The 5,516-nt window shown below is 50.5% G+C and carries 2 tRNA genes and 3 rRNA genes; all 5 read right to left on the bottom strand.

Annotated features, from left to right (window positions below):
* Positions 1–4 precede the first annotated feature (4 nt).
* Positions 5–118, bottom strand: a 5S ribosomal RNA gene (rrf, locus tag FNL37_RS13855).
* Between the two features lie 170 nt (positions 119–288).
* Positions 289–3,169, bottom strand: a 23S ribosomal RNA gene (locus FNL37_RS13860).
* A 298-nt stretch (positions 3,170–3,467) separates the two neighbouring features.
* Positions 3,468–3,543 (bottom strand) — tRNA-Ala (locus FNL37_RS13865).
* A 14-nt stretch (positions 3,544–3,557) separates the two neighbouring features.
* Positions 3,558–3,634, bottom strand: a tRNA-Ile gene (locus tag FNL37_RS13870).
* Positions 3,635–3,708: 74 nt separating this feature from the next.
* Positions 3,709–5,253 (bottom strand): 16S ribosomal RNA (locus FNL37_RS13875).
* Together the 16S, 23S and 5S rRNA genes with 2 tRNA genes alongside form the textbook arrangement of a ribosomal RNA operon.
* Positions 5,254–5,516: the final 263 nt, after the last annotated feature.

The raw sequence follows: 5,516 nt of genomic DNA on the forward strand, positions 1-5,516 counted from the left end.
AGAAGCTTGGCGGTGACCTACTTTCGCATACGAGAAGTATACTATCATTGGCGCAGAATCGTTTCACGGCCCTGTTCGAGATGGGAAGGGGTGGTTCCAATTCGCTATGGCCGCCAAGCATAACCGGTAGTGCTTGAGATGGTGCATTCAAGCCCTGTTAAGCTTTGCATGTTCGTTCGAACACGCTGACCTTGTCCTTGCAGACAAGCGTCTTTAAAAAACAGAAGAAGTAAAGTATGCGTATTGATTGCGCTTTAGAGCAACCTTGAACTCAAGTTTCAAGGTTATAGGATCAAGCCTCACGAGCAATTAGTAACGGTCAGCTTAATGCATTACTGCACTTCCACATCCGTCCTATCAACGTCCTGGTCTCGAACGACTCTTTAGTGTGCTTAAAGCACAGGGAAGTCTCATCTTGAGGCAAGTTTCACGCTTAGATGCTTTCAGCGTTTATCTCTTCCGGATTTAGCTACCCGGCTATGCCATTGGCATGACAACCGGTCCACCAGAGATCCGTCCACTCCGGTCCTCTCGTACTAGGAGCAGCCCCCCTCAAACTTCCAACGCCCACGGCAGATAGGGACCAAACTGTCTCACGACGTTTTAAACCCAGCTCACGTACCACTTTAAATGGCGAACAGCCATACCCTTGGGACCGGCTACAGCCCCAGGATGTGATGAGCCGACATCGAGGTGCCAAACTCCCCCGTCGATATGAACTCTTGGGAGGAATCAGCCTGTTATCCCCAGAGTACCTTTTATCCGTTGAGCGATGGCCCTTCCATACAGAACCACCGGATCACTATGACCTGCTTTCGCACCTGCTCGACCTGTCCGTCTCGCAGTCAAGCAACCTTATGCCATTGCACTATCAGTACGATTTCCGACCGTACCTAGGTTACCTTCGCACTCCTCCGTTACTCTTTGGGAGGAGACCGCCCCAGTCAAACTGCCCACCATACACGGTCCCCGATCCAGATAATGGACCTAGGTTAGAACCTCAACAACATCAGGGTGGTATTTCAAGGTTGACTCCACAAGAACTGGCGTCCCTGCTTCAAAGTCTCCCACCTATCCTACACAAATCTTGTCAAAGTCCAATGTAAAGCTACAGTAAAGGTTCATGGGGTCTTTCCGTCTAGCCGCGGGTAGATTGCATCTTCACAAACATTTCAACTTCGCTGAGTCCCGAGAGGAGACAGTGTGGCCATCGTTACGCCATTCGTGCGGGTCGGAACTTACCCGACAAGGAATTTCGCTACCTTAGGACCGTTATAGTTACGGCCGCCGTTTACCGGGGCTTCAATCAAGAGCTTGCACCCCATCATTTAACCTTCCGGCACCGGGCAGGCGTCACACCGTATACGTCCACTTTCGTGTTTGCACAGTGCTGTGTTTTTATTAAACAGTCGCAGCCACCTTTTCACTGCAACCCCATCGGCCTTCGAGAGTAAATCTCTACAACCTACCGGGGCGCACCTTCTCCCGAAGTTACGGTGCTAATTTGCCGAGTTCCTTCTCCCGGGTTCTCTCAAGCGCCTTAGAATTCTCATCCTGCCCACCTGTGTCGGTTTGCGGTACGGTCTCAATATAACTGAAGCTTAGTGGCTTTTCTTGGAAGCTTGGTATCAATCACTTCGTGCACAAGTGCACTCGTCGTCACGCCTCAGAATTGACCCTCCGGATTTGCCTAAAGGATCTCCCTACACGCTTAAACCACCTATTCCAACAGATGGCTGACCTAACCTTCTCCGTCCCCACATCGCATTACATTGAGGTACAGGAATATTAACCTGTTTCCCATCAGCTACGCATCTCTGCCTCACCTTAGGGGCCGACTCACCCTGCGCCGATGAACGTTGCGCAGGAAACCTTGGGCTTTCGGCGAGGGAGCTTTTCACTCCCTTTATCGCTACTCATGTCAGCATTCGCACTTCTGATACCTCCAGCATTCCTCACAGAACACCTTCGCAGGCCTACAGAACGCTCTCCTACCATGCATATAAATATGCATCCGCAGCTTCGGTTACGTGCTTAGCCCCGTTACATCTTCCGCGCGGGACGACTCGACCAGTGAGCTATTACGCTTTCTTTAAAGGATGGCTGCTTCTAAGCCAACCTCCTGGCTGTCTGTGCCTTCCCACTTCGTTTTCCACTTAGCACGTCATTAGGGACCTTAGCTGGCGGTCTGGGTTGTTTCCCTCTTGACCACGGACGTTAGCACCCATGGTCTGTCTCCCGTGATTGCACTTCTCGGTATTCGGAGTTTGCAATGGTTTGGTAAGCTCTTATGAGCCCCCTAGCCATAACAGTGCTCTACCCCCAAGAGTGAGACACGAGGCACTACCTAAATAGTTTTCGGAGAGAACCAGCTATTTCCAAGTTTGTTTAGCCTTTCACCCCTATCCACAGCTCATCCCCTAATTTTTCAACATTAGTGGGTTCGGACCTCCAGTACCTGTTACGGCACCTTCATCCTGGCCATGGATAGATCACTTGGTTTCGGGTCTACACCCAGCAACTATCGCCCTATTCGGACTCGCTTTCGCTACGCCTCCCCTATCGGTTAAGCTTGCTACTGAATGTAAGTCGCTGACCCATTATACAAAAGGTACGCAGTCACCCCTTACGAGGCTCCCACTGTTTGTATGCATGCGGTTTCAGGTTCTATTTCACTCCCCTCCCGGGGTTCTTTTCGCCTTTCCCTCACGGTACTGGTTCACTATCGGTCGATTACGAGTATTTAGCCTTGGAGGATGGTCCCCCCATGTTCAGACAGGATTTCACGTGTCCCGCCCTACTTGTCGTTATCCTAGTTCCACAAACGGGATTTCGTATACGGGGCTATCACCCGCTATGGCCGGACTTTCCATTCCGTTCTACTATCGCGTCTGCTAAAAATAACAGGCTTTTCCGGGTTCGCTCGCCACTACTTCCGGAATCTCGGTTGATTTCTTTTCCTCGAGCTACTTAGATGTTTCAGTTCACTCGGTTCGCTTCGCTTCTCCTATATATTCAGAGAGCGATACCCTTGCGGGTGGGTTTCCCCATTCGGACATTCCCGGATCAAAGCTTATTTGCCAGCTCCCCGAGACTTTTCGCAGGCTACCACGTCCTTCATCGCCTGTAATCGCCAAGGCATCCACCACATGCACTTATTCGCTTGACCCTATAACGTTAAAACCTGAGCCCTTTTAAACTCAAATCTCGTGACCAACGAGTAGTAGTCGGTCCGCTATAGGCTTGCTTCTAAAGCAACTTATTTGAATCCGCTTATTTCTTTCGAACTAAACGAGCTCAAATGTTTTGATTTCTGCAATCAATTACCCATTTGAACACTCAGAACCTCATCACAAAGTTCCTGTGTTCTCTTTACTTCTTCCATTTTGTTAAAGATCAATCCGGCTTTAAAAGCCAGAAATAAATACAGCAACCTGCACTTATTTCTAACTTCTTCATCAAGGTAGTGGTGGAGGATGACGGGATCGAACCGACGACCCCCTGCTTGCAAAGCAGGTGCTCTCCCAGCTGAGCTAATCCCCCTACTCGGGTGAATCTGGTGGGTCTGGTTGGGCTCGAACCAACGACCCCCGCCTTATCAAGACGGTGCTCTAACCAGCTGAGCTACAGACCCTTCTAAGGCCATTCCTTGATGTGCTCTTGAACAACCGATAAGTGTGAATGCTTGCAGCTTCGGATTTTCTCTAGAAAGGAGGTGATCCAGCCGCACCTTCCGATACGGCTACCTTGTTACGACTTCACCCCAGTCATGAATCCTACCGTGGTAATCGTCCCCCTTGCGGTTAGACTAACTACTTCTGGTAGAACCCACTCCCATGGTGTGACGGGCGGTGTGTACAAGGCCCGGGAACGTATTCACCGCGACATGCTGATCCGCGATTACTAGCGATTCCGACTTCATGCAGTCGAGTTGCAGACTGCAATCCGGACTACGATCGGCTTTCTGGGATTGGCTCCCCCTCGCGGGTTGGCAACCCTCTGTACCGACCATTGTATTACGTGTGAAGCCCTGGCCATAAGGGCCATGAGGACTTGACGTCATCCCCACCTTCCTCCGGTTTGTCACCGGCAGTCCCAATAAAGTGCCCAACTAAATGATGGCAATTATTGGCAAGGGTTGCGCTCGTTGCGGGACTTAACCCAACATCTCACGACACGAGCTGACGACAGCCATGCAGCACCTGTGTCTACTTTCCCTTTCGGGCACCTAATGCATCTCTGCTTCGTTAGTAGCATGTCAAGGCCAGGTAAGGTTTTTCGCGTTGCATCGAATTAATCCACATAATCCACCGCTTGTGCGGGCCCCCGTCAATTCCTTTGAGTTTTAATCTTGCGACCGTACTCCCCAGGCGGTCTACTTCACGCGTTAGCTGCGTTACTAATGGATTTTACTCCACCAACAACTAGTAGACATCGTTTAGGGCGTGGACTACCAGGGTATCTAATCCTGTTTGCTCCCCACGCTTTCGAGCATGAGCGTCAGTATTAGGCCAGGGGGCTGCCTTCGCCATTGGTATTCCTCCACATCTCTACGCATTTCACTGCTACACGTGGAATTCTACCCCCCTCTCCCATACTCTAGCCTTGCAGTTTCAAACGCAGTTCCCAGGTTGAGCCCGGGGCTTTCACATCTGACTTACAAAACCGCCTGCGCTCGCTTTACGCCCAGTAATTCCGATTAACGCTCGCACCCTACGTATTACCGCGGCTGCTGGCACGTAGTTAGCCGGTGCTTCTTATCAAGGTACCGTCATCCTCACCCGGTATTAGCGAGTAAGTTTTCTTTCCTTGCGAAAGAGCTTTACAACCCGAAGGCCTTCTTCACTCACGCGGCATGGCTGGATCAGGCTTGCGCCCATTGTCCAAAATTCCCCACTGCTGCCTCCCGTAGGAGTCTGGACCGTGTCTCAGTTCCAGTGTGGCTGGTCGTCCTCTCAGACCAGCTACTGATCGTCGCCTTGGTGGGCCTTTACCCCACCAACTAGCTAATCAGATATCGGCCGCTCGTTCTGCGTAAGGTCCGAAGATCCCCTACTTTCCCCCTCAGGGCGTATGCGGTATTAGCTAATCTTTCGACTAGTTATCCCCCACAATACGGTACGTTCCGATATATTACTCACCCGTTCGCCACTCGTCAGCAGAGAAGCAAGCTTCTCTCTGTTACCGTTCGACTTGCATGTGTAAAGCATGCCGCCAGCGTTCAATCTGAGCCAGGATCAAACTCTTCAGTTTAATTCCCAACTATTACTTGTGACCCCAATAAAGGGGTCGGTATGTCGCTTGGCTTAATTCTCAAATGAATCTAGGTATTTCTACAAAGTTTCATTCAAGGTGTTAAGCACTTATGTATCTTGAGTGTCACCCGGCATTACCGGGCCGACTTCACAAAACCACAAGCACTCACACCTATCGATTGTTCAGTTTGTTAAAGAGCAGGTACTTCTTACTTCGCTTTCACTCATCAACGTTTCCGTTGAGAGGTGCGCATTATACAG

This window comes from Methylovorus glucosotrophus, assembly GCF_009858335.1.
GTDB classification, from domain to species: Bacteria; Pseudomonadota; Gammaproteobacteria; order Burkholderiales; family Methylophilaceae; genus Methylovorus; species Methylovorus glucosotrophus.